The sequence below is a fragment of the Echinicola salinicaeni genome (assembly GCF_014280965.1).
Classification (GTDB): domain Bacteria; phylum Bacteroidota; class Bacteroidia; order Cytophagales; family Cyclobacteriaceae; genus Echinicola; species Echinicola salinicaeni.
This window is the reverse complement of sequence record NZ_JACODZ010000003.1, coordinates 217,307-239,898: the sequence shown is the minus strand read 5'-3', so window position 1 is coordinate 239,898 and position 22,592 is coordinate 217,307. Positions and strand designations below refer to the sequence as shown.

Here is a 22,592-nt window from a genome sequence, read left to right as displayed (position 1 = left end):
ACTAGATCAAAACCACCCAGCCCTCAAATTATTTAGCCAAAGTCACCTTGATGGCTTTGCGCTTTATCTTTTGGTTTTTGGAAGCCTCAATGGCTTGTTTGTACTTCTCCCTACTAACTGCTACATAAGAAAAGAAATCCTTTACTTCGATCAGTCCAAGATCCTCCTTACTCAAAAAATCAAATTGTAAAAAGAAACCTACCAAGTCTATTTTGTTTACTTTGTGTTTCTTTCCTTTATTGATATGCAAAGTGGCGAATGCTGGCTCGGCACTTTTTCCACCTTCTTCCAATAGCAATTGTTCAGGCTTATACCCTAGATATTTAGGCAAATAATCCGTCTCTGACATCAGTAGCACACTGGTTCCTGTTGACTTCATCCTGGCTGTCCTACCATTTCGGTGAACAAAAGTGGTTTCTTGCGGAGGAATTTGAAAATGGACCACATAGTCCAAGTCAGGAATATCAATGCCCCTAGATGCAATATCCGTCGCAATCAAGACTTGGGCACTACCATTTCTGAATTTGGTGAGCTGAGACTCTCTCTCATCCTGCTCCAGTCCACCTCGGAACAGTGCATAGATCACTTGATATTGGTCTAGGAACTCCCCTATTCTATCACAGGCATCTCTGTGATTAGCAAAAATAATTACATTTTGACCTGCTTTAAGACTTCGTATCAACTTTAAAAGCCCCTCCAATTTCTCCCCTTTGGGTGTAATCAGCTGCTTTACTGTGATATCCGGCTTTTTTTCAATCTCTGCCTCCACAGTAAAATGCTCATCAAAATCCAAGTAATAAGGCAAGTCAATTGCATTGGTGGCTGAAACCAGGATCTTGTTCCTCACCTGATACAATTGGCCTGTGATATAACGCATTTGCCCTGTAAAACCTAATTCCAATGATTTGTCGAATTCATCAAAAACAAGCTCTGTAATATTCTCCGGATCAAATGTCCCACGTTCTAGATGATCTTTGATACGCCCTGGTGTCCCTACCAGTATAGTAGGCGGAACGGAGAAATTTTTCCTTTCAATGCTAAACAGGTGTCCGCCATAACAAGCATTTACTTTTACAGGTAGTTTCATTTGCTTCAAAACACTTTCTATCTGCAACACCAATTCTCTTGTAGGTGCCAAAATAAGGGCCTGAACACCCTCTTTTTGCTGAAGCTTAGGCAAGATACTTAAGAGATAAGCCAAAGTCTTACCACTCCCAGTAGGTGCTAGAAGCATGACGTTTTGATGCTTCTTGCTTGCCTCGAGTGTGGCTACCTGCATTTCATTTAAAGCTGAAATACCTAGGTTTTCCAGAATTGCTTTTTGATTTGTGCTTGAAACTTTCATGCAGCAAAGGTAATTCAAGTATCTTTATAAATTGGTAAAATATCTCTATTCAATGGAAGAACAACCTAATAATCCCTTGCACGGGATTAAACTTGAAGAAATAGTCTCTGTCTTGGTGAATTATTATGGCTGGGAAAGGCTAGGCAGCATAATTAGAATTAACTGTTTCATCAATGACCCCAGCATAAAAAGTAGTCTGAAGTTTTTAAGAAGGACCCCCTGGGCCAGGGAAAAAGTAGAAGCATTATATATTGAACTGTTAAAAAAGAGATAGCGCACTCCATACTTTTACTAAGTTCAAAATCAGCGCTTTTAAAAAGCTAGTTTTATACTATTGATGGCACTTCTCCCATTAAAACAAAGTATAAATTCTATTCACTAACAACTGAACAAAATTTAGCCGTAATTTTTAAATAGTTCTTCCTGACTAAGATAGTCCCTCCTCCGCATACCCCAGAGCAAATAGGAATTGGTTTTCTGCGATATAGGAGAAATAACGAATCATATAAAAGCAGATAATCGTACCCTTCCATTTTTTTATAACCACAAACAATTATTAATCAAGCAATTGAAACCAGTATTTAGTATATTAATTAAGAATTAATTCTATTTCTTAATCAAGCCCAAAAAATGCCCAAACTAAAATATGTTGGAATCAACAGGGAGATCACGCTTCACGAAGACTTTGGGAATATACTTGAAGTTTCCATAGCAAATAAAATCCCTCATTTACATGAATGCGGAGGAAACGGAAGATGTACCACCTGCAGAATCAGGGTGATCGATGGGATGCAACATTTATCACCTCCTGATCAATGGGAACAAAAAGTTTCACGAATTCGGAATTGGGATCCCTCCATAAGACTAGCCTGCCAAACAAAAATCCATGGTGATGCCACCATTCAGCGCTTATTATGGACCAGTGCAGAAATCAGCAAACTGCAATTAGAGACTCTTCCAGAAGATGTTGGCGAAGAGCGATCCTTGGCTATTCTCTTTTGCGACATGCGTGACTTTACCTCCATTGCCTCACAGCATACCAATTTCGACCTGGCACATATGCTGAACAGATTTTTCACCATTTTAGGTGATCCCATTTTAATGAATGATGGGATTATTTATCAATATGCTGGCGATGAAATCATTGGGCTTTTTGGTACCGGTGGAGGTGATACGCACAAAATCTGCTTGGATGCACTTAGGGCAGGCTTAGGCATGCTTTATGCTGTGGAGCGACTTAACAAAATGGAGCTCAAGGACTTCTCTACCATTTTCCAAGTAGGGATTGGGATTCATTTTGGGCATGCTTTTGTGGGGAACCTCGGGCATCCCAAGCATAAGCAATTCACTGTTTTGGGTGACCCTGTTAATGTAGCCAGTCGAATCCAAAATCAAAATAAGGTTTTGGGCACGCAACTGTTGGTGTCAAAGGTATTTATGGATAATCTCCCGGAAAAAACAGCCAAGGTTGGCAAGAAAACAAAGGTAAGCTTAAAAGGTAAGCAAGAGGAATTTGAGCTTTTTGAAATTAAGGGATTTGCCCATTTTGACACCAATCTGGAGGTACAGGCATCATTGGATTTATTGCTTAAAAATGAAGATCGCTTTGCCCAACGATTTTATGATAAATTATTTATCAAAGCACCTAGTGTGCAACAATTGTTCAAAAAGAACATGCTTGAACAGGGACGAATGTTGACTCATATGTTGAGCGGAATAATTTATTCATTGAGCCGACCAGAGCATTTGAAGATGGGGCTTCACAAATTAGGAAAGCAACATATTCGTTATGGAGTAAAAAAGGAATATTACCCAATTCTAAAAGAAGTCATGCTGGAATCTATCAAGGAAGAGCTGGGGGATGCGCATAATGAGAATGTCCAAAAGGCCTGGGAGAATGCCATAGATATGGTGACAGGACTAATGAAAGAAAGCTATGATTAAGCAGCAGTATGCAAAACCATAGCTTTCATCATCATTAGCTAACTATTGTCTTCAATTCATCAAATGCCTTCGTAAATAATTGATCAATAAAACCACTCACATTTTTAACATTGAAGTCTAAATCAAAATTATACGGCTTGCCTAATAAATTCAATTTTAGGTCCGCTTTAAAAAAGTCTCCTTTTTCAATCTCCTTAAGGCTTCCGCTAAAGGTAAAAGATTTGATATCGATTAGGTCTCCTGAATGCTGTGCAATATAAGCGCTCAACTTTAGAACTCCTTCACTACCCAGTTTAGCAGCCTCAAGAGCTGCTTTGGCTTCATTAAAAGCAACAGCTTCTGAACCTGCTTCTACCACTTTTAAGGCAGTCTTTGCTGCTTCCAAAGCAATATATGCTTCCGTGGAACCAATACTATTCAAGGCTTTGCTGGCTGTACTAATCGCCAGGTTTGAGGCAGTTTTGGCAGCACTAAGAGATTTTAAGGCTCCTTGCCATGCGGTATAATCAGCCCCATTCTTTACAGCAGATAACGTTGCTTTTGCACTTTCAAAAGCGGTATAGTTCACTCCGGTTTTCGCTGCATTCAAAGCCTGCTTTGCTGCTTGGAAGGCTGTATAATTGGCCCCAGTTTTCGCCACATTCAAAGCCTGCTTTGCCGCTTCAAAAGCGGTATAGTCGGCTCCATACTGAATACCATCCAGCACTTTTTCAGCTGCCTCAAGCGCCAGCTTGGCTGCATAGTAAGCCGGCTTGGAGTACCAGTGGTCCAGCGACTTGACTTTTTTCTTGGCACTTTCCACAGCCCTTTTCGCGGAACCAATGCTATCATTATATTTTTTTTCAGCAGCATTTACTGATTTTTGCGCCTGGGCAATTCCATTATTATAGGTCCTTTGAGCTGCATCCAATGACTTTTTGGCACTGTCTATACCATCATCATATTTCTTTTCAGCAGCATTCACAGCGTTTTGAGCATCAGTCATGGCCTTATCATAGCTCGCTTTTGCAGCATTTACCTTTTGTTGGGCAGCCTTAATAGAACTGGCTCCATCTGATTTGGCCTTATTGAGTGCCGCGGTTAATTTCTTTAGCTCCGCATTAGCTGCTTCCTGGGCTTTGGTCAGTTTGTCTTCGGCCTTATTATAGACTGCCTCATAGGCCTTTCTGGCTGTATCTACCTTTTTTTCAGCAGCATCAATACTGGATTCCGTTTGATTCAGGGCCTGATTGATTTTTGATTCAACTGTAGTTTTCAAATAATCCGTAATCTGGTTGTCCATAGCTCCTGATAGTGCAAAATCCAAAGTTTTTGGCTCAGTCAGCTTGCCTGAACTATTTCCCATGACTTCAAACTTTAGGGCTGAAGTGAAATCCTGTTCGAATTTAAATGAAATGCCCTGATCCGAAATACTGGCAAAAAGGCCTTCTTCAAGCCCTAAAAAAGAAAAACAGCCATCAATAGTAGCAGCCTGTTTTTCAGGACTTATTTCTAGGGAGAAACTAGCATCCTTTCCCTTTTCTCCACTGATCTTCAGCGGGCCAAAATCCAGCTTATCAATATGCCCGGCTCCCTCAATTCCTGTATCCGATATCCTGGTATAAATGGAAATTTCCTCCCCTGCAATAACGATATCTCCGGAAAAACTAAAACCAGGCTGATAAGTAATCGTACCTATCGTTCCTCCTGCAGGTGCACAATAAAGCTTTAAGGTCTTAATATCAAAGAAATCAGGAATATGCTGTACCTTAATATTGGCCAATTGGGCTGCAAAATTCAGGAGTTGTGTCGGCGTCAGATTATCCAATTCTCCCGACAAAATTTCCTCCGAGGGGTTTTCAGAAATACTCACCGCCATATCTACCGTGGTATCGGCAATGACCAAACCACCTGCAATTCCAAATTCAGAGGGTATGCCTGTACTAACAAACTGCTCGTAAATAATCCCTAACTGAAGAGCCAGGGCTGGACCAATTTTAATACCGTGAATACCAAAAGGATCTTTCCAATAATTTTTCATGGTGACAGCTCCCTTAGCTTCCAGTTCATCCAAAGAGATGGACATATCAAAATGCAATGGTGTATCTTGGTTGGGAATACTGATGTCCATACCGAAAATCGCCATCAATGCCGGCTGGGGAAGCAAATTGATTTGAAGCTTCATAGGGTCGCAGGTAACCGAATGCCCTAGATCCAAACGTGTGTCCGGCATATCTATACTGATATCCGTAACACTTCCAAAATGCGCTGAGAGCTCCAGTCCAATATGCTTTTCACCAGTCAAATCTGAAAGTCCCGGTATCTCTTCTAAAATACCCATAAGCTGCAATCCTTCCTGAACATCAAAATCAAAGCCCTCATTCTTAGTCTTACAGGATGCTGAGGCAAAAATAAATCCTAGCTTGGAAAAGCTGAGTTTATTGATAAATGTTCCCTGAGCACTTGGGAAGATCTGGGAAAAGGTAAAGCTTTTAGCATCTATGATCGCGTAGAGAACGGTGGTGAAAGTAATGTCTTTCTCAAAGTATACCCCACAGTCTAGGTTAAGCCCTTCTATGCTTGCTTCCCCTTTGATCTCAAATTTGGCAGGCTTCTGCAAGGACTTTTTGTAAAGTTGGAAATCCAAATCGGTTTTCTTCAGGTCAACCGGACCAAAGTTCAAATCTCCAAGTTCACCATCAAAGACAACTCCATTGGTAGAAATATTGGCCGTAGTCTGGAAATCATAATCATGCACTTTAACCTGACTTGTCAAGGCAAGTCCGAGAGGTATAGATTTTCCATCAATGGTGCAAACGGCATTGGCCAAGGAAAGCTGACTGTTATCAAAACTAATATCAAAATCAGGAGCACCTAGGCCCGCAGGAGAAATCTCATTAAAGAGATCAGTCAAAACATCCAAGGAGAACTTACTGGCATTTGCCACAAGTCCTACAGCCGACGCTGAAATTATACCCGCAAAATCAAAAGTTGTGTTTCCTACGATCAGAGCGGCTTTCAGATCAAAACCTATCTTGTCTCCTAAAACTCCATGGACATTTACTTTTTCCAAGCTAAGGTTTTCAATGCCAAAAACGCCTTTCAACTGCTGGGCATTAGCATTTAAAATCAATGTTTTATTCGATAGCTGTACATCTAGCGCCAAAGACCCTGTGGATTTATCCGTAAGGCTGTCCACATCAAAATCCCCACTCAGCTGGGGACGGATCTGCCAAGTATCACCAGACTTACTAAGGTCAAGTTCAAAGAAAGCTTTGGTTAAGCTTACCCCTTGGCATACTTCCTTGAAGAAAGGCACTGTACAGGTGAAGATGGCCTTTTGAGCTTTGATAGGCTCCTTCAGGTTGAGGCTCGTGGTGACTATTTGAGCACTTAATAAAATACTGTCTTCAGTTCCGAGATATTCTTTAAAAACGGACAATATCCCATCCATTCTAAGCTTTCCTGAGAAAGCAACTTTATTGTCACTTATTGAGAGCTTGACGTCGTCAAAAATAAAATCATCAAGATCAGGACAATTAAAATCTGCAAAAAGATCAGAAAGTTTGAAATTGTTGCTGATCGATGTTGGTGAGGTTACAACGAGTGTTTCCATGGGTGTGGTTGTTTGGTGAATAAAAGAATCAACTTGGTAAAATGCGGTGAAAACAAATAGATATAAAAAAATCTATTATAAAAAAGCGGTTTTCAATTACAAAGTAGCTAAAAATGAAGGACTTTGCTAAAAAAACATATTTTATCCCTTACCAAAAACAAAAAAGAGGCTGCCCCATATCTATTTCATAATGAGAGAATTAATCATCTAAAAAGGACTCTCCGAAGGATGAAATGACAAGAGATGAAACAGCCACTGAGATTAAATCAATGATTTTCTGCTTGGGGTCTAGCTCTTCTTTTCATCACTAAACTGTCAGCAGGATAATTGTCCTTGAGCATGGCCATTTGCGCTTTTGCCCAATTCATTAAGCTATTTTTTTCCTCTGAACTAAGGTCTGCTTCACTATGTAACCCTAAAGCTGTGTACGATTTTAATGGCATTTCGCCCTCTTCGATTACTTCAATGATTTCTTCCAATTTATGATTTTGACGGGCTAAGGGCAGGGCGGTGAAATCATCAAAATTCAGGTGTCTTTTTCCATCTTTTATATGACCATCCAACCACCAAGCAACTGGCTGAATATTGGAGTACCAAGGGTATGCTGTGGAATTGGAGTGACAATCATTACAGGCCTTATTGAGAATGCCTTGCACGTTTTCAGGGATGGCATAATCTTCACTCATGGGTGCTGGCTGGGCATTAGAAATGTTTCTTTCCGGTTTGATAAATTGAATAATAATAAGCCCTACTAGTAGTGCTAAAAGAATTTTCTTGATCATTTTATTAAAGGTTTGTGATGACTCATATTATTCTATAAATATAATTAAAGCAATAGCCAATTGGGAAACTTCAAAGTTTTTATTTGAACCATAAGAATATTGAACTAGCGTTTCTCATGATGGATCAAGTTGAATACTATACTTTTACAAAGGTTTTATTGCTATACATATACCACAAGAGGCCATACAAAATCCCGAATCCTCCGATCGTAGTCACTACGCCGTAATATACTCCCGTATATTGTTCCAATCCGAATAATACAAAGTCTGCCACTTTAGGGAAAGTAATAATATGGGACAATACATAGGCTGTAATGGCATTCATCCCGATTACTTTTAGAGGAAAGGCCCATTTCACCTTTCCTTTTATATCCATGATCCAATAAAACAAGGCCAGTAATAAGTAACAAACTCCCGAGGATGCCAGGACAAAAGAACTTGTCCAAAGCTTTTTGACAATAGGGTGCCATCTCCCCCAGATAATTCCTGCAGCTAGAAACCCGATTCCAACCAGCATTAGTGTAGTGGCTATCTTATTCCTTGATAGATTTGATTTAATTAATTCACCCGCAAAAAGGCCTGAAAGCGTAGTGGCTGTAAATCCAAACCCACTCAACAACCAGGTATATTGGGTCCCATCATCAAATCGTCCTAATATTAAATGGTCAAAATACAATGCATAGCTGCTATCTGGTAATAAGGCACTTCTGCCGACTCCGGGAACCATGGGAAGCGTTAATAAAAGAGCATATATGACCAAGCATCCTAAAAAAAGTAAATAGCGTGCTTTTTTCTGAAGGTACACATAAGCTAAACTAGATAAAATATAGCCCACCGCGATGGCCTGCAAGGTATTGCTGAATATATGAAATCTATCTAGGTCCAACTCCAGTAGATTGCCCTGAACGACCCAACCCAGAACAAAAAGAATGATAAATCTTTTTATCAGCTTTTTATAAATAGCAGTCCTACTATTATTTTCTTGAAACCTCTTCGAAAGTGAAAAGGGAATGACCGCCCCAACCACAAATAGGAACAAGGGCATTACGATATCATAAAAGCTAGACCCAAACCATTCAGGGTGTTCAAATTGCTGAGCTAGGGATTCGGAAAAAGGACTGCCTACTCCTCTATTAAGCGTACTGAAAAACCGATCCGCAAATATGATAATCAACATATCAAAGCCCCTTAGGGCATCGATGGATTGTATACGGTCAGTAGGCTGTAGTCTATCGTTCAAAACAACTTGTTTTTAAGTGATTTTTTTGACAAAAAGTTTTTAAATAACAACAAAACAAAGAATGAAATCCTGCCAATATAGTAAATAGAGAATAATTTTTCCAAATTAGATTTCATCTATTGGAGCATTCAATTCTCATCATGAAATAAAGATTAGCTTTGAAAGCTATTGATAAATAGTTGGGACCAAAAGTAAATTATAGCCTAAGACACAGCCTATTTAATAACAGAACTTTTTAATTCAATGTCAGCGGTTGACCATGCCTGATCAAAAGCCTTTTCAGTTCTACTTAAGTTAATCTTATCACCAAGATTAGCATAAGCCAGACTAAGCCCTTTTAATGCCCAGCCATTTTTAGGTAAAAGGAAGAGGTCTTCATTATAAGTATTGACCGCATCTTGATACCGTCCAGCTTCCAACTGCATAGCACCCAAATGGTGTCTAACAGAAAAAAACCAATCCGGCGGTTCGTTATAACTCAAGCTGTCCTCTATTTTTACAGCTTCCTCCAGCAAGGCAATACTCCCTTCAAAATTATTTTCTTTTGCCAGGATTTCTGCTTTAAGCACTCGTTGGGCAATTTGCAATAACTCATATACAGTGTTGATATCCCAGATGGTGATCTGTTTCAACGATTCATCCTCAGCTATTTTTGAGAGTGAAGCCAATTCTTCTTTTGCCTGATCAATATGACCTTTACCCAGAAATGCCATTCCCCTCGCATAATGATGGACCGCCCTCGGATAATCCAGTTCAGGTACTTTGTTTTCCATTTCTAGGATTTCATCCCATTTGCCAAACTTCACATAGACATAAAAAGGAATAGAATAATAGTGCTGAATCGTCCCCCAACCTGGTTCCTTCATCAACTGAAGATTTGCATTATGGGCTACTTCATCTGCTGCATATATAGCCCATTTACTGTTTCCTTCCAAGGTGGCTGTACCAGCAAGGAAATGTTGGTTATGGGGAAAATAAGCCAATGGATACGCTCCCTGGGCATTACAGGCGGAGACATAGGCACTGTCCACTTCTATGGATTTGATATTGGCGACAGAGCCCTTATGATAGTCACCAGTTCTAATATAAATATGAGCAGGCATATGCACTAAATGTCCAGCATTAGGAACCAATCCTTCATCAAATAACTGGGCACTTTTATAGCCTCTTTCAGGATGGCTTGATGATTCCACTACATGGATATAAAAATGATGCGCGCCAGGATGAACAGGATCTATTTTAATCACCTCTTCCAGGGTTTTTAGAATTGGTGGAGTCCACGGTTTGGCTTCTCCTGATTTATCAAACAAATCCCATTTATGGAGATTCATTAAGGACTCTGCATAAAGTGCCCCAATATTGGCGTCTCGTGGATATTTCTCATATAATTCACCCATAGCTTCAGAATAGGCCACATCAAGTGGATATCGGTCTTGAGGTGGTTCTGCTACATACCTCTTTGCCATAGCTTCTATTAGTGCTCTCTCCTTTTGATTCCCCGATTTCTCTACCAAAAAAATAGCTTTTTGAATCGCTTCATAGGCCCTTTCATAATTATCACTTTCCATTCCTGCATTATAATTAGGGCCCAAAACATAAGCAAAACCCCATTGGGCCATGGCACAATTTGGATCTAGCTTGGAAGCATAATAAAATGACCGTGCTGCTTCAGCATGGTTAAAACCATAGGCCAAAATAAATCCCTGATCAAAATACCTTTGAACCAATTCATCATCCGTGTCAATAGGGTAATGAAAATCTCCAAGTCCCTCAAATAGGGGAGCTATATTATCACCATTATACCAGTCTTTATCATTGGTAATAGGAGCGCAAATTACCGGGGCAGAACTGCTCACTTCAGCCTGCTTAACTTCCTTACTTTGGCAGGCAATAGCAAGGAGAGCTAATAATATTATTCCTGATATACCTTTCATCTTTATAAGCTTTTTGTTCAAAACTCAGGTAAATGAGGTGGTGATTCTTTTAGAGACTGAGAATTACTAATTTAACCATTTATACTCAAACATGCTGGTTATAAATAAATTGTATCATTTATAGATGTAAAAATTATTTAATAGCTATAATCGTAGTTACACTGGAAGTTACGCCAAAAACTGTACAGTTTTTCAAGTACTTAAGCGAAGGACTGACAGTTACTCTCATTATGAGGAATAATTAGATTACACAAAAAAATTAAGGGAATGGTTCTCGGTTATAAGATCATTCTATTAGATTCATGCATGATCAGCTTATTTTTGATATGAGGATTAATTTTTACCAATTCTCTGGAGAAACCAATTTTATCCCTTGGTGATATCACTATGCAATGATTTTTCCCATAAATAATTTCTATCCTATCTAATGAAGGAGCTGGAGAAGAAATAATACTGGTTGTTTTTGAAATACCCCGGATCTTATCAATATCATACCATTTGTTGATGATAAATCCACACCTGACTTTCAATATTCCACTATCAGTGATGGTGTAAGATGTCGAAAAATTGAGATAAACAATAAATGACAGAATTAAGAAAAAAAATGCACTTAATATTATGATTGGGGTCAGTGCTGCATTTTTATATAACAGATAACCAACGATCAAACCAAAAGGTATCGCCAATAATAAAATTACCTCATATCCAAACTTTGATTTGAATGACTTCATTAAAGAATATTTCAGTTTATCCCTAGATATTTACCATACTTCAGGGATTTTGAATCTACTATCAATATCAGTTTTAATAATATTATCTAAAAAAAATGATGGAATCAAATAAAACGCTATTCAATTTCAAATAAAGCACCTTTATTTACAGTTTAACGTAGTTTATACTAAATAGCTTTAATCCAGTTTATAGAAAAGCAGATGATTTTAAAGCTTTTTAAATATGAATGCTTTACATTTTTAGTGTACTTATCTACTGGCACAAAACATTTTATCTTATTATTTTTCTATAAAAATCACCTAATAAGTATAGACTTTAGATCTTTTAAAAAAGATTAATAGAGACTGATAGAAAATATATTTATGGCACTTCTATTAGTCCCATCTATTTGAAAAAGCACAGAAGATTTTCTGTGCTTTTTTACTACCATAAGATAAATGATATTTACTAATATTTTCAATTTAAATCATCTTCATCAAAGTCATCCTCGTTAGGCGCTTCCATATCAAACATACTGCTAAACAGGTCTTTGAACTGCATACCAGTATCCAGTAGTTTTTTACTGAGTTGGCTGTATTCGGCTAGACCATGTAAGGCAAATTCCATATAAAATTCCTTTTCTTTTTCGGGCAATGACTCAACAAAATCAGTAGTGATCTTTTCTAAGCCAGGCACCTGATGTAAGGCTTTTTTATATTCTTTATCGTTTTGGGAGGCTAAAATATCCAGATGGTTACCTTCTCCAAACCAAGATAAAGGCAATATATAAGGGTTTCCTTCTTTATCTTTTTTCTTTTGCTCTGGTGTAGGAAATTTGGAAGCAAACAAAGTCCTTATGGCTTTCCCTATAAGATTATAAGCTACCAGCCCTGCACCTTCCTGCTCTCCTTCATATACCAACTCAACTTTTCCAGTAATAGAAGGAATAATCCCAATCAGGTCTGCAATTCTGGTAACAGTATTATTTTCTCCACTGAGGTATAACCTTCTCTCAGCTGCTGAAAGTAAATTTTCATAGGCCGTGATGGTCAACCTTGCTGAAACCCCACTTTTCTCATCTACATATTCACTATGCCTTGCCTCTACAGCAACTTGTTCAATCAGGTCTTTCATTAGTTCTGGCACATGGATCTGCTCAATAGGCTTACCGTGAAGCTTTGCCTCTTGGCCGGTAATCTGTTTTCCTATTTGAATATTTTTTGGATAGTGCGTGATGATCTGGGATTCTATTCGGTCCTTTAAAGGGGTGACTATACTACCTCGATTAGTATAATCCTCCGGATTGGCAGTAAAGACAAACTGAATATCGAGTGGCAGTCGAAGTTTAAAGCCCCTGATCTGTATATCCCCTTCCTGAAGAATATTAAATAGGGCTACCTGTATTCTCGCCTGCAAATCCGGTAATTCATTAATCACAAAAATTGACCGATGAGATCTAGGTACCAGACCATAATGGATGACCCTTTCATCACTATAGGATAACTTCATCGTAGCCGCTTTAATAGGGTCTACATCCCCAATTAGATCGGCAACTGACACGTCTGGAGTAGCCAGCTTTTCTGTATACCTCTCCTCCCTATGCCACCAGGAAACAGGTGTTTCATCTCCTTTTTCATTAATCAAGTCCTTGGAATAGCTTGTCAGTGGCTGTAAGGGATCATCATTTAATTCCGAGCCTTTGACCACCGGTACATACTCATCCAATAAAAGGGTCATTTGGCGGGCTATCCTCGTTTTTGCTTGTCCCCTCAATCCCAGAAAATTGATATTGTGCCTGGACAAGATGGCCCTTTCAATATCCGGAATTACCGTATCCTCATAGCCCCAAATTCCCTCAAAGACATTTTCTTTGGCTTTGATTTTTCTGATCAAATTTTGTCGGAGCTCCTCTTTGATAGACTGGGCTTGATAGCCAGCAGCCTTGAGTTCTCCCAATGTTTTTATTTTCAATAAATCCTTACTGGTCAATTGCTGATATGTCATGCTCAAAAGCGTTTTGTACGGTTGCGTCTATAATCTTCAAAAATCAAGTGTCCCAGCCCCTTAAGGCTGCTATAATAGGCATTGCCATTATTTACTTTGGTGAATTCCTGAACAAACTCCTTAAGATATGGATCGGAAGCAATCATAAAGGTGGTCACAGGAACTTTAAGCTTTCGGCATTGCGCAGCGAGCTTGAGGGTTTCGTTCAAAATCTTACTGTCTATCCCAAAGCTGTTTTTGTAATATTTGATCCCCACTTTCAAACAAGTAGGTTTACCATCCGTGATCATAAAGATCTGTTTATTGGGATTCTTCCTCCTTCTCAACAGGTCCATAGCCAACTGCAAGCCTGCCACTGTATTGGTATGATAAGGCCCCACTTGTAAATAAGGCAAGTCCTTGATGTCAATTTGCCAAGCGTCATTCCCAAAAACTATTATATCAAGTGTATCCTTGGGGTAGCGTGTCTTGATCAGTTCTGCCAATGCCATAGCTACTTTCTTGGCCGGGGTAATCCGGTCTTCCCCATATAGTATCATGGAGTGGGAAATATCGATCATCAAAACCGTACTGGTCTGAGTGCGATATTCATTTTCTGTCACTTCCAAATCATCTTCAGTCAATAAAAAGTCCCCACCAAAACCATGATTGGCCTGGGCATTTCTCAAAGAGTCTGTGAGTGCTATTTGCTCCAAGTTGTCACCAAACTGGAAAGGCCTCCGGTCTGTGCCCCTTTCTTCTCCCAATCCTGAATGGGTGGTCCGGTGCTGTCCCCTATTGCCTCTTTTGAGCTTTCCGAAAATTTCTTCCAATGCACTTTTTCTGATCTCCTGCTCTGACTTCCCTGTAATCTTAAACTCCCCCTTTTGGTTTTCCTCGGTCAAATAACCCTTGTCTTTGAGGTCATCTATAAAATCTCCGATACCATAGGAAGGATTGGTAAGCCCATATCGGTTATCCAAGTTTGTAAGCCAGCTTAAAGCCTCAGCTACATCACCACCAGTCATGGTTACCAACTGAAGGAAGATTTCTAGCAAATTTTCAAAGGTACTTTTATTGGGATCCTTATTAGGGGTGTATTTGGTAAATCTAAATCCTTTCATACAGAAGAGATAACAAGATAGCTGGGTAGCAAGTTTAGAAAATAATAGATTTTTGCAAGACTTATTAATTATTATTGCTTTAGCCTTGGTTTAAGTTACAAATAATCACACGAGAATGAAATTGTTGTTTTAAAGAAATTGATCTTTCTTAACTTTGTCTACATGGACGTTTTTAAAATCTATGTATAAAAAAATCAAAGTTATCGGAAAGGTTCAGGGCGTGTTTTTTAGAAAATCAACTCAAGATAAAGCCAAAGAACTGGGCCTTAAAGGCTGGGTGAGAAATGAAGCTGATGGATCTGTTATGACCATTATCCAAGGAGAAGAAGAGCAGCTCAAGCTGATGGAGGCCTGGCTGAGAGTAGGCCCTTCAAGGTCCAATGTTTCAGAATTAATGATCTTGGAAGAAGGTTATAACTTGAAGTTTGAGTCTTTTGAGATCACCTATAATAATGAATGAAGCACTCATTTATAAAAAAACTGGAAATAACGAAGGCAATTCATTTCGACCATATGAGGCCTTAGAGGACTGTTTAAGCTATTTTGAGTTTTAACTCACCTTTTCTTTTGATAATCTTAAGATCAAAAAACTCATTAATGAAGCTTTTGCAGCGGTTTTCTGCAAATTCAGCCCTATTTTCAGTATCAAAAAGCAAGGTCATTCTCAGCATGCACTTGACATAAGATTCATGTGTCCCCAGTTTTCTCAACCAAAGCACAAAATGCTCCTCCCAGTCTTCTTGGTATTTTTCCAAATGGCTACGGCCATCAAAAAGAAACTCCAATTGGTTGGAACCATACTTGAACCTATAAATTCCCGAAAGTTGCTGATAGATTACCCTAATTCTGTCTGTAGGAAAAGTCTCTGTCTCTAAAATTTGCTGATAAGTACTTTCCACCAATCCAAGGGGATTGTAAAGGGACTTGTAAGAGGCTTTTAGTTCGCTCACCATGACTTCCAATAGTTTATCCTCCATGCTCGATTGAGCCTGTCTAAGGATATAGTTTTTATCTAAAGGAAATAGTTTTTGAATCATTATATGGCACACGAAAATTATGGCGCAAATTAAGCTTTTCTTTGGACAATCGAAAGGGAAAAATTGTGCTTTTTTAAGCCTGGCAATTATTTAAAAAAATGGATCATATAATAGAATAAAGTAAGACAATGAATCACAACAACTTAAATTCAGACACAAAAAAACATCCCTCGACTACAGACAAAACACAAAACAAATAATTTGTAGCGGTTCGTGTAATCGAGGGGCTTTTAAAATTTAGATTTTACCTTTTTAATGGGCAATCCTATCTCTATTATCTGGCAGAGCTACTACTGATGGTGCTGCCAAAGAATATGCTATTCAAAAACAGCTTATTGGTACCAAACCAGAAAGCACGGAAATTAGGATTATCCACAAAACCAATGACCTTTCCTCTTCCATTTGCAGAAATGCGTATCATGGCGGTGTTTTTCATTTGTTCCAAATTAAATGGATACACATAACCACTGGCCAAAGGGCTGTCAGTATAAATCAATGGATTGGCAAAGGGGTTGGTAGAAGGCAGCATAAACTGATTACTGTTCCTGAAAGTATAGAGGTTTTCATCCTGATAGCCATATCCCAGGGGATGGCTAAGGTCCAGTTTCACCTTGAATATGGCCCCTCCTGTTACTTTAGCACCACGATCATTTGCCAGATCTGCATATTTTTTCTGTAGCGTACTGTCCTTTTCGGTTTCAGTTTTAAAGCTGAATTCCCCTATTTTGTTTTTATTGATCCAATTCAACGCTCCTCCTCTTCCAATCAACGTACCTCCATTTTTCACCCAGTTCCTCAGAGATTCGGCACCAGATTGGTTGATCCCAGCGTAATTGCCATTCGGCATAATGATCACATTATACCTGTGCAGGTCAGCGGAAGAAAAGAGGTTTGTGGGCAATAGGGTGATGGGCATTTCCATCCTTTGGTCTAACAAATGCCAGATTTCACCTGCTTCGCTGCTTGAGACACCATTATCCACCAACAATGCTACTTTGGGTTTTTGCAGTACCGATATGCTCGGAGAACCCAAATTGATCCCGCCAGTATAACCTGTGTTAACAGCAGAAATATTAACTCCCGTTTGTTGGGCCACTTGCTGAAGATCCTCAAAAAAATCTTGATCAGTAATTTGACTGGTCCCCTTATCAATTAAAATAGTCCCTCTGCTAAACTTATTGTCAGGACCTTCCTCAAATTCTTGATGACTGACCCTTACATTATAGCCCTTTTCCATCAATTGATATAAGGCTTTTGGTGCATAATATTCTCCCCATTCAAACGCATATGCATATGCACCGGCAGCTCCTTTTAATTCCCCTACGGGATGCTGGGGAATGCTACTTACTTCCTCTACATTGGCAAGGTTTAGAATCCTACTGTTTACAGCCATAAACTGCATATCAAAAGCCATTGGCAGTGTCCAGGCCGAAACATCGTAAAATAAACTGTCCTGAAATTCAGTCCTAGTTTCAAACATTCCTTTGATCAACCTATATTGAGGCTGGTTAAGTGGTACGATATAGGATTGATTGGCCTTAAAATCCACGCCATTGATATTAATATCTTCCTTGAGCCCATAAACATTGATATCATGTTGAAGAATCATATCAGCCAAATGATTGGTTCTTCCTTTATCCTTTGGAGTACCAAAGATATAGGCCTTATTGGTATCATTATCTGCTTCCTTTTTAGCATCCAAATAGAAATCCCTCATATAACTATTCAGTTCCTTTCTCATTGCTACCGCCGCCTCAAAAGAAGAAAGTGTTGCAGTAAATTGATTTCTAATGGTGAAGGGAAAGCTTAAAGGACCATTTACACTTTCCTGTAAATGCCCCCTGGAGGAAGCCTGCTCAAACAAAATCCCTACCTGCCCCTGAACGTCAGGATAGGTAGAACCCTTCCCGTAATAAAAATCATCATAATTTTCTTGGGTAAAATAAAGTGAGCCAATTTCGTCCAAGTATTTCGCATGGTATTGGGCTATTTTTTCAGTCAGTTCAAAGTTTTTTCTTGGAGTAAGTGGGTGATTTCTACTAGGTATTCCAGGTTGGAAAAAAAAGGTGCTGTTTGTCCCCATTTCATGGAAGTCCAAAACCAAATTGGGTTTCCATTCTTGAATTTTAGCAATCCGTGCCCTGGATTCAGGATGCTGAACCGGTAGCCAGTCACGGTTTAGGTCAAACCAATAATGGTTAGTCCTCCCCCTAGGCCAAGCTTCATTCAGCTCCCTATTCATCGGATCACCATTCATATGTATGCTTCGATTTGAATTGACCCAAGAGGCAAAACGGTTGATCCCATCAGGATTGATCCCAGGTTCTAACAAAATCACGACATTTTGCAGTTCCTCGTCTATCTCGTTTGCCGCTGCAAAATGATATGCTGCCAACAAGGATGCATTGACTCCACTGGCTTCGTTTCCATGAACGGAATAGCCCATATATGCTACCACAGGGATATTTTCTATATCCACCTCTCCGGATTGTGAAGGGTCCCTTAACTGGGAACGCTGAAACTTGATTGCATTTAGCCTTTGAAGGTTATCCGGGTGGCTGATAGTCAACATCATCAATGGCCTATTTTCATAGGTTCTGCCCGTTACTTCCAGATTAACTCTTTCGGAAGCGGCAGCCAACTTCTCCATATACATATAAATCTGATCATGACTTACATGCCATTCCCCAATTTCAAAGCCAAGTACGGAGGCTGGGGTAGGGATATCGGGATTATAACTGTATCCTGGTTTCAGATAGTAGGATAATTCCACATTTTCTTGGGCAGTAACAGAAAATGCCAGCAGGCCCAAACACAGGGTTAATATTCTTTTGATCATAGGTTTAAATTTTTGGAACTGAGCGTTACGTCCCCAAAGCTCCTTAAAATTCTCATAAAAATTAGGTAAATTCATTTTCAAGGTAAAATAAACTATTTGAAAGTTAATTTTCTTATATAAATAAAACATCACCTATGCTAGGATTAGGTTCCATTGGAATAATTATTTATGTTTTTACAGTTTATGACGTCATCAATAGCCGGTTCCACAAAGATAAGGATAAAGTGACCTGGCTGATAATCGTCATCATCTTACCAGGTCTGGGAACACTCTTGTGGTTTCTGATCGGAAGGGGACGTGCTTATTTATAATTGAATATGTATATCCGCAATTGCACCAGTACGTTTTACCATTGAAAACAATCCCTAAAAAGAGAATACATATCTTTCAGAAATACTAATTTAATCCGTGGAATCTCCCGATAAATCGGGACAGGCTGTGAGAAATAGGTTTACTAGTGTTAAAACGGATAATCATCTAATTGAATATGCTTTATGAATAAAGGTCTTTTAAAGCATGATCTATTTCTGTGAATTTAAATTTATAACCAGAACTGATAATTTTATCTGCAGAGATTTTATTTCCACCCAAAATCATCCCTGCCATCTCTCCCAGAATAATTTTCAACATAAATCCAGGAACTGGAAGGGGCAAAAATGGCTTGCCGCTATACTTGGCTGCTCTTTGGGTAAGTACTTTATTGGTTACAGGAATAGGAGAAACTCCATTATAATGACCCTTGAGGTTTTTGTGCTCCAAAGCATAAATGAACATATCCACCAAATCCTGGATATGAATCCAACTCATATACTGATTTCCACTGCCGAGAGGTGCTGCTACTGGTGGCTGCAACATTTGGGGCAAAGCGCCTCCTTCTTTTGCCAAGACAACTCCTGTCCTCAAAGCGACCGTTCGAATGCCAAGGCTATTGAACTGATCTACTGACTTTTCCCATTTGACGACTACTTCAGATAAAAAATCATTCCCTGCAGGATCTTCTTCTGTAAGCCATTGCTCACCATTGTCCAAACCATAATAATTGGCTCCGCTGGCTGAGACCAACACCTCGGGTTTATTCTCCATCGTCCTCAGCTGCTCGAAGATCAATTGGGCAGACATCGTTCTACTTTCCAAAATCAGCTTTTTTCGCGCAGCTGTCCAACGTTTTTCAGCCACTCCTGCTCCTGCAAGGTGTATAATGCCGTCCGCCCATTCCAATGAGGCCAGATCAATTTTCTTCTGACGAATATTCCAACTAAATGATTTTTGGGACTGTTTTTCAGGAGAGCGGCTAAGCCAAGCAACTTGGTATCCTAACTGTTCCAAAGACTTGGTGAGCTTTTGCCCAACCAATCCAGACCCTCCGGTGATTAAAATATTTTTCATAAGCGCTTTTTGTTCAATAACTATGCAGATCGATTTAAGTTAAGAAAAAAGTCTATATTTGCCTCAGGTGATGGGGTACCACCTTTAACTGCTCTGATTTTTCAGTGCTGATGACTCCTACTTCAACTCATCTGAAAACTTAATTTAGTCTGATATACTTATGTTGGAGAGGGCACGAGAATTGATACATTTTAAGCGTTTTATCCAAACCGAATTTTATCCAAGCTTCCTCTATACCATAAAATGGTTGGTTTTGGCCATTTTTATAGGATTGCTGGTGGGCTCAGCCTCTGCATTTTTCTTGTTTGCCCTGCAATGGGCAACGAACTACAGGGAAGAGAATCTATATATTATAGCTTTATTGCCACTTGGGGGACTGATTATAGGTTGGGTCTACCACCGATTTGGTGAATCTGTGGTTAAGGGAAACAACCAATTATTGGAGGAGTTTTACAATCCTTTAAAACCCATACCGCTACGCATGGCTCCCCTAGTGCTCTTTGGTACCATAGCCACCCATCTTTTCGGAGGCTCTGCAGGACGAGAGGGAACAGCTGTACAAATGGGCGGTGCGATTGCAGACCAATTTACCAAATGGTTTAAATTAAAACCCATTGACAGAAAAACAGTCATTACACTTGGGGTAGCAGCAGGCTTTGCGTCTGTTTTTGGAACCCCTTTGGCTGGGGCGATTTTTGCTTTGGAATGGCTGATGATTGGTAGGGTAAGGTATGAGTCTATTTTACCAGCCTTTTTGGGCGCCTATGTCGCCGATTATGCCTGTACGGATTTTTGGGCAGCTCATCATACCCATTATGAAATCCCGTTTATCCCTGATTTGAACTTAGTCAATGTACTTTGGATTATTCCAGCAGGCATCTGCTTTGGTCTCGCAGGAAGGTTATTTGCCAAAGCTACCACCTTCTGGGCAGAAATATTTAAAAAAGTAATCCACTATCCTCCTTTAAGGCCTGTAGTGGGAGGGGTCATGGTGGCAGCATTGGTATTTTTAATCGGTACTACCAAATACATTGGACTGGGAGTTCCCTCCATAGTAGAAGCATTTAATTCTGAGCTGCCCTGGTATGATTTTCTGGCCAAAATAGGATTTACCTCCCTGACTTTGGGAGCAGGATTTAAAGGAGGCGAAGTGACCCCCTTATTCTATACCGGTGCTACCTTGGGTAATATGTTATCAGGAATGATTCCTTTACCTATGGCCCTATTGGCCGGGATGGGTTTTGTAGCTGTATTTTCTGGCGCTACCAATACGCCACTTTCCTGCACCCTGATGGGTATAGAGCTTTTTGGAGCAGAATCTGGCGTTTATGTAGGCCTGGCCTGTGTAGTCGCTTATTTATTTAGCGGGCATTCAGGCATCTATGGCTCTCAGGTCATCGGATCTCCCAAACACAGTTCATTAGAGCATAATAAAGGAAAAAGCTTAGGAAAACTGGAATAAGCCTAAGCTTTTAGACAGCTAATTTTCAAAACTACAAAGAACCCCGATCTATAAATCTAAATATATTTGGCACCAGCTCCTGCTTATATTTTTTGATCATATAGGCGGCTGACTCTGCCATCAGTTCAAAGTCGGTGGATATTACCGTAATTTCAAATAATTCCTTAAGCGGGGTGTCATTGTAAGAAACGACACCGATATCTTTGCCAATTTCAAATTGCCTATCACGTGTTTGCTTCACCAAGCTGACCAGGTCATTTTCATCAATAATGATATAAGCATCTTTTTCCTGTAATTCCATGTCTGGATAAATCTTGTCAAGGACCTCCGCATCAAAATCATGCGTATTACAAAAATTCAAAAAACCTTGCTTGATTTCTTTGGGATAGGGATAGATTGGATTATCAGGAAAAGCCAAAATAAGCTTATTATATTTCTTCAGTTTTTGTAAAGCTTCTTCCATGGCTTGATATATATCCTGTTTGAAATCCTGATAGATACAGGCAATATCCTCACCCAATTCCGGCAGGTAGTTGTCCATGATCACCAATTTGTCCTTTGGAATTTTCTTTAAACATTCTAGAACCTGTTCATTGCAATGGACATGAGCATGGTTTTCAGCGTCCTTTTTAAAATGAGGCATCAATACAAAATGGTCATAGGCACCCATATTCTCTTCCAAAATATTTACCAATAATTGGGAATCACAATGATAAATACGTAGGTCGATCTGGTTGTCTGACCCCATGCTATTAACAAAAGTATTAAAGATCTCCAGTTTATAGTTACTGAGTTTATTGAGTATAAAAAGTGTCTTGTGGTTAGAACTATTTACTGCTTTGTTTACATAGAAACCTTTGCTGACCACTGAAGTAATAATCTTCTTTTCACGGAGAAGGTTATAGGCCCTCACTACTGTATCTCGGCTAAGATAATATTCCTCACTGATATCATTGATGGAAGGAAGCTTATCGCCCACCATCAATGCCCCATTTTCTATATTCTTGATAATGGAATCTACAATTTGCTGGTATTTTGGGATTCTGGATTTACCGTCAATCTTAAGTAATAGGCTTTTTTCAACTAATATCATAATTTCAAGAGTTTGTTAACAATAAAACATAATTCTACCTGCACGATATCGAAGTATCGCAAAATCTAGAATTAAAATAAGCTTAGGGTTAACTACTCTTTGGCAAGCATTGATGCT

General features: G+C 39.3%; 17 protein-coding genes and 1 riboswitch. Of the genes, 5 read left to right on the top strand and 12 right to left on the bottom strand.

Features of this window, described 5'->3' with window-relative positions; genetic code table 11:
* Positions 1-28 precede the first annotated feature (28 nt).
* Positions 29-1,345 (bottom strand): DEAD/DEAH box helicase, encoded by a 1,317-nt coding sequence (locus H7U17_RS06810; RefSeq protein WP_186755914.1) that lies wholly within the window; start codon positions 1,343-1,345, stop codon positions 29-31.
* A gap of 52 nt (positions 1,346-1,397) precedes the next feature.
* On the opposite strand from H7U17_RS06810, the gene H7U17_RS06805 reads away from it, so the two are divergent.
* Together H7U17_RS06805 and H7U17_RS06800 are read left to right on the top strand one after the other, a co-directional pair.
* The gene (locus H7U17_RS06805) at positions 1,398-1,619 is read left to right on the top strand and encodes a VF530 family protein (RefSeq protein ID WP_186755913.1); all 222 of its coding nucleotides are present in this window, start codon (positions 1,398-1,400) and stop codon (positions 1,617-1,619) included.
* Between the two features lie 356 nt (positions 1,620-1,975).
* Positions 1,976-3,289 (top strand): adenylate/guanylate cyclase domain-containing protein, encoded by a 1,314-nt coding sequence (locus H7U17_RS06800; RefSeq protein ID WP_186755912.1) that lies wholly within the window; start codon positions 1,976-1,978, stop codon positions 3,287-3,289.
* A gap of 34 nt (positions 3,290-3,323) precedes the next feature.
* Here H7U17_RS06800 and H7U17_RS06795 read toward each other — a convergent pair whose 3' ends face one another.
* The 7 genes from H7U17_RS06795 to H7U17_RS06765 form a co-directional block, all read right to left on the bottom strand.
* Positions 3,324-6,884, bottom strand: coding sequence for a cell envelope integrity protein TolA (locus H7U17_RS06795; protein ID WP_186755911.1), 3,561 nt, complete (start codon positions 6,882-6,884; stop codon positions 3,324-3,326).
* Positions 6,885-7,150: 266 nt separating this feature from the next.
* Positions 7,151-7,666 (bottom strand): heme-binding domain-containing protein, encoded by a 516-nt coding sequence (locus H7U17_RS06790; RefSeq protein ID WP_186755910.1) that lies wholly within the window; start codon positions 7,664-7,666, stop codon positions 7,151-7,153.
* A 136-nt stretch (positions 7,667-7,802) separates the two neighbouring features.
* Positions 7,803-8,906, bottom strand: coding sequence for an acyltransferase family protein (locus H7U17_RS06785; protein WP_186755909.1), 1,104 nt, complete (start codon positions 8,904-8,906; stop codon positions 7,803-7,805).
* A gap of 215 nt (positions 8,907-9,121) precedes the next feature.
* Positions 9,122-10,840, bottom strand: coding sequence for a tetratricopeptide repeat protein (locus tag H7U17_RS06780; protein WP_186755908.1), 1,719 nt, complete (start codon positions 10,838-10,840; stop codon positions 9,122-9,124).
* 278 nt (positions 10,841-11,118) lie between these two features.
* Positions 11,119-11,571, bottom strand: coding sequence for a PH domain-containing protein (locus tag H7U17_RS06775; protein ID WP_186755907.1), 453 nt, complete (start codon positions 11,569-11,571; stop codon positions 11,119-11,121).
* Between the two features lie 457 nt (positions 11,572-12,028).
* The gene (locus tag H7U17_RS06770) at positions 12,029-13,555 is read right to left on the bottom strand and encodes a P-loop NTPase family protein (RefSeq protein ID WP_186755906.1); all 1,527 of its coding nucleotides are present in this window, start codon (positions 13,553-13,555) and stop codon (positions 12,029-12,031) included.
* 2 nt (positions 13,556-13,557) lie between these two features.
* Positions 13,558-14,658, bottom strand: a complete 1,101-nt coding sequence (locus H7U17_RS06765; RefSeq protein ID WP_186755905.1) for a vWA domain-containing protein — start codon at positions 14,656-14,658, stop codon at positions 13,558-13,560.
* A gap of 181 nt (positions 14,659-14,839) precedes the next feature.
* Between H7U17_RS06765 and H7U17_RS06760 the strand changes: the two genes are divergently transcribed.
* On the top strand, positions 14,840-15,118 hold the full coding sequence (locus H7U17_RS06760) for an acylphosphatase (protein WP_186755904.1): 279 nt from the start codon (positions 14,840-14,842) through the stop codon (positions 15,116-15,118).
* Between the two features lie 73 nt (positions 15,119-15,191).
* On the opposite strand, the gene H7U17_RS06755 is transcribed toward H7U17_RS06760, so the two are convergent.
* Both H7U17_RS06755 and H7U17_RS06750 read right to left on the bottom strand, forming a co-directional pair.
* Positions 15,192-15,695: a hypothetical protein gene (locus H7U17_RS06755; RefSeq protein WP_186755903.1), complete on the bottom strand. Its 504-nt coding sequence runs from the start codon at positions 15,693-15,695 to the stop codon at positions 15,192-15,194.
* A gap of 274 nt (positions 15,696-15,969) precedes the next feature.
* Positions 15,970-18,534 (bottom strand): M14 family metallopeptidase, encoded by a 2,565-nt coding sequence (locus H7U17_RS06750; RefSeq protein WP_186755902.1) that lies wholly within the window; start codon positions 18,532-18,534, stop codon positions 15,970-15,972.
* Positions 18,535-18,668: 134 nt separating this feature from the next.
* On the opposite strand from H7U17_RS06750, the gene H7U17_RS06745 reads away from it, so the two are divergent.
* Positions 18,669-18,845 (top strand): PLDc N-terminal domain-containing protein, encoded by a 177-nt coding sequence (locus tag H7U17_RS06745; protein ID WP_186755901.1) that lies wholly within the window; start codon positions 18,669-18,671, stop codon positions 18,843-18,845.
* A 181-nt stretch (positions 18,846-19,026) separates the two neighbouring features.
* Here H7U17_RS06745 and H7U17_RS06740 read toward each other — a convergent pair whose 3' ends face one another.
* Complete coding sequence (locus H7U17_RS06740) at positions 19,027-19,920, bottom strand: TIGR01777 family oxidoreductase (RefSeq protein ID WP_186755900.1); 894 nt, start codon at positions 19,918-19,920, stop codon at positions 19,027-19,029.
* 57 nt (positions 19,921-19,977) lie between these two features.
* Positions 19,978-20,047, top strand: a riboswitch (Fluoride riboswitch).
* A 33-nt stretch (positions 20,048-20,080) separates the two neighbouring features.
* On the opposite strand from H7U17_RS06740, the gene H7U17_RS06735 reads away from it, so the two are divergent.
* The gene (locus H7U17_RS06735; protein ID WP_186755899.1) at positions 20,081-21,382 is read left to right on the top strand and encodes a voltage-gated chloride channel family protein; all 1,302 of its coding nucleotides are present in this window, start codon (positions 20,081-20,083) and stop codon (positions 21,380-21,382) included.
* Positions 21,383-21,413: 31 nt separating this feature from the next.
* Here H7U17_RS06735 and H7U17_RS06730 read toward each other — a convergent pair whose 3' ends face one another.
* A complete protein-coding gene (locus H7U17_RS06730; RefSeq protein WP_186755898.1) occupies positions 21,414-22,475 on the bottom strand; it encodes a GntR family transcriptional regulator in 1,062 nt (353 codons plus the stop codon).
* Positions 22,476-22,592: the final 117 nt, after the last annotated feature.

Coding starts and splice junctions, on each gene's coding strand:
- H7U17_RS06810 (WP_186755914.1), bottom strand. CDS start 1,345: ATGAAAGTTTCAAGCACAAATCAAAAAGCAATTCTGGAAAACCTAGGT.
- H7U17_RS06805 (WP_186755913.1), top strand. CDS start 1,398: ATGGAAGAACAACCTAATAATCCCTTGCACGGGATTAAACTTGAAGAA.
- H7U17_RS06800 (WP_186755912.1), top strand. CDS start 1,976: ATGCCCAAACTAAAATATGTTGGAATCAACAGGGAGATCACGCTTCAC.
- H7U17_RS06795 (WP_186755911.1), bottom strand. CDS start 6,884: ATGGAAACACTCGTTGTAACCTCACCAACATCGATCAGCAACAATTTC.
- H7U17_RS06790 (WP_186755910.1), bottom strand. CDS start 7,666: ATGATCAAGAAAATTCTTTTAGCACTACTAGTAGGGCTTATTATTATT.
- H7U17_RS06780 (WP_186755908.1), bottom strand. CDS start 10,840: ATGAAAGGTATATCAGGAATAATATTATTAGCTCTCCTTGCTATTGCC.
- H7U17_RS06775 (WP_186755907.1), bottom strand. CDS start 11,571: ATGAAGTCATTCAAATCAAAGTTTGGATATGAGGTAATTTTATTATTG.
- H7U17_RS06770 (WP_186755906.1), bottom strand. CDS start 13,555: ATGACATATCAGCAATTGACCAGTAAGGATTTATTGAAAATAAAAACA.
- H7U17_RS06765 (WP_186755905.1), bottom strand. CDS start 14,658: ATGAAAGGATTTAGATTTACCAAATACACCCCTAATAAGGATCCCAAT.
- H7U17_RS06760 (WP_186755904.1), top strand. CDS start 14,840: ATGTATAAAAAAATCAAAGTTATCGGAAAGGTTCAGGGCGTGTTTTTT.
- H7U17_RS06755 (WP_186755903.1), bottom strand. CDS start 15,695: ATGATTCAAAAACTATTTCCTTTAGATAAAAACTATATCCTTAGACAG.
- H7U17_RS06750 (WP_186755902.1), bottom strand. CDS start 18,534: ATGATCAAAAGAATATTAACCCTGTGTTTGGGCCTGCTGGCATTTTCT.
- H7U17_RS06745 (WP_186755901.1), top strand. CDS start 18,669: ATGCTAGGATTAGGTTCCATTGGAATAATTATTTATGTTTTTACAGTT.
- H7U17_RS06740 (WP_186755900.1), bottom strand. CDS start 19,920: ATGAAAAATATTTTAATCACCGGAGGGTCTGGATTGGTTGGGCAAAAG.
- H7U17_RS06735 (WP_186755899.1), top strand. CDS start 20,081: ATGTTGGAGAGGGCACGAGAATTGATACATTTTAAGCGTTTTATCCAA.
- H7U17_RS06730 (WP_186755898.1), bottom strand. CDS start 22,475: ATGATATTAGTTGAAAAAAGCCTATTACTTAAGATTGACGGTAAATCC.